This window comes from Bacillus cereus group sp. MYBK14-1, from assembly GCF_051916885.1.
Lineage (GTDB): Bacteria > Bacillota > Bacilli > Bacillales > Bacillaceae_G > Bacillus_A > Bacillus_A cereus.
The window spans coordinates 1-2,592 of the sequence record NZ_JBQAHM010000047.1 but is presented as its reverse complement, the minus strand read 5'-3'; the positions used below and the strand labels follow the sequence as shown (position 1 = coordinate 2,592).

Below are 2,592 nucleotides of genomic sequence, written 5' to 3'. Positions count from 1 at the left end.
TCATCCTGAGCCAGGATCAAACTCTCCAATAAAGTTAGTTTGTCTAGCATCTAAAATAAAAATTGACGTTTCACGTTGTTTGTTTCGTTCAGTTTTCAAAGAACTACTTAGCCGCTCATTTGCGACTTCCTTATGTTAACACTTTCGTTAATTGATGTCAACTAAGTTTTTTATTTCGTTTGTCGCTTTCGACGTTAATGTCATCGGCGACTTGTTCTATATTACACCTCTAAAGTATAATCGTCAATACATTTTTTAAAAAACTTTATATTTTATAGATTTCATTTACGTATTTCTTCTATAAGTTATATACAAGCATCCCACAGAACAATCTATGGGGTGCTCTTCTACCATAAAAACTATTGTTCTTTCGACGGCACCGAACAACTTCCATCAGTACAAGAAAGATCGCTTCCACCCTCTGAAGAAAGTTCTTGCAACTTAGGTGCAGGATTCTCTTCTTCCCACACTTGCTGAAGTGCACCAACAAAAGTTTCAAGTGGTTGTGCACCTGAAATAGCATACTTTTGATTAATAATAAAATAAGGCACTCCCGAAATTTGATATTGCTGAGCAATCGCTTCATCATTTCTAACATCATTTGCATACGCATTTTTATCATTAATAACATTTAAAGATTCTTGCTTATCTAAACCTGAAGCTTCAGCGATAGTAGCAAGTGTATCCACATCGCTTAAATTTTTCGATTCAGTGAAATATGCAAAAAGTAAATTTTCTGTAATCTCTTTTTCTTTCCCTTGATTCTTTGCAAACTTAGCAAGACGATGCGCATCAAAAGTATTAGTCGGCTTCATCTCATCAAAATTAAAACTTAAACCTATACTAGCTGCATGATTTCCTAACTGTACGTTATTACGCTTAGCTTCTTCAATACTAATTCCATACTTTGATGCAAGTACTTCATTAATACTTGTTCCAGAATAGATTGGAGCATTTTGGTCTAATTCAAAACTTTTAAACTCAACTTCAACATCCTTCTTATGTGGAAATTGTTCTAAAGCCATCTCTAATCTACGTTTCCCAATATAGCAAAATGGACATACAAAATCCGACCATACTTCAATTTTCATAAAAAACACCTCATTAACATTTAGTTTTCAATCATTGTAGCACTGAGATTAAGGAATTCAAAAGTTTTTGCTCTATCTCCTTCATATAGTACATACAAAAACACACTTATAGCAGAATACCTAATTAACAAAAAAAACGATAATCAAAAGGATTAACTATTATCCCTCCGATTATCGTCTATATAAATGCAACAACTTTAATTATGCCGGAATATACTTCCCTACGAACTTCCATACAGTATTCCAATATTTATTCGAATCTACTTTCTCCGCTTCTCCATGTCCAGCACCTGGAACAATTAATTTCTCTTTTTCTACTTTTGCAGCATTATATACTTCATCTAACATTTCAAAAGGAACGAATGTATCAGCATCCCCATGAATGAACAGCATAGGTGTTTTACTTTTCGCTACTTGTTTTACAGCTGAAGCCTCTTCTAAATCGTAACCAGCTCTTAATTTAGTAACCATATTTGCCGCATTCATAACAGGAAACTTCGGTAAATGGAATAAATCTTTTAGTTGATAAGTAAATTCATCAATAACAGTTGAGTATCCACAATCTTCAATAATAACTTTAACATTAGAAGGTAAATCTTCTCCTGAAGTCATCATTACAGTTGCCCCGCCCATTGAAACACCAAATAGAGCTATTTCAGCATTAGGGTCTTTCTTCAAGATTTGTTGAATCCAAATCAAAACATCTTTACGATCATGCCAGCCCATACCAACATAATCCCCTTCACTATTTCCGTGTCCACGAAGGTCTGGTGCTATGACATTATAGCCTTGTTCATAAAAGTTACGAACATATTTCGTCATTTCTGATGCTCTACCATTGTATCCATGAACTACAATTGCCCATTTATGACTGGATGGTTCATTCATATATTCATAACCTTTTAAATTTAATTTATCGAAAGAACGTATAGTTAATGTGTTAGGTTTATACTTCGATACGAAGTTTGCATTCTTTTCTTCATTTGCAGCCAATACATCTCCCGACGCATTTACCGTTTCTACTAAATGAGGATTATCTTGCAAAAATTCTTTTTCTTGTTTCGCATTTAACGCGTAGTTATAAAAATAATTCCCAACTAACATATACACGATTACTAGCAGGACTAAGACTACTATAGTAATTATACTTATCTTTTTCATATTATCTCCTTTTCTAACTTAAATCTTCTTATATTAAAGTACATCAAAAACAACTGTACTATTTTAACACACTGATGAATCCTATCTTTAAGAAATAAAATAGAAAATCTTAAATTACATATAAAGAATCACGAAAGAAATTGAATAAAACTTATATAGCTACGTACTCAAAAACCTTTTTGAAAAGCGAGAAGCACTTCAAAATATTTAGCTTTGAAAAGAAGTTATAAAACACAAAAAAGACGAGTCATTCTGACTCGTCTTAAAGTTGCTTGGCGACGTCCTACTCTCACAGGGACAAGGTCCCAACTACCATCGGCGCTAGAGAGCTTAACTTCCG

General features: G+C 33.4%; 2 protein-coding genes. Both read right to left on the bottom strand.

Going from position 1 to position 2,592, the window contains the following annotated elements; all coding sequences use genetic code 11:
• Nucleotides 1-359: 359 nt before the first annotated feature.
• Nucleotides 360-1,091, bottom strand: coding sequence for a DsbA family oxidoreductase (locus tag ACTFR3_RS30450; RefSeq protein ID WP_440045174.1), 732 nt, complete (start codon nt 1,089-1,091; stop codon nt 360-362).
• A 201-nt stretch (nt 1,092-1,292) separates the two neighbouring features.
• Nucleotides 1,293-2,252 (bottom strand): alpha/beta hydrolase, encoded by a 960-nt coding sequence (locus ACTFR3_RS30445; protein ID WP_000723973.1) that lies wholly within the window; start codon nt 2,250-2,252, stop codon nt 1,293-1,295.
• Nucleotides 2,253-2,592: the final 340 nt, after the last annotated feature.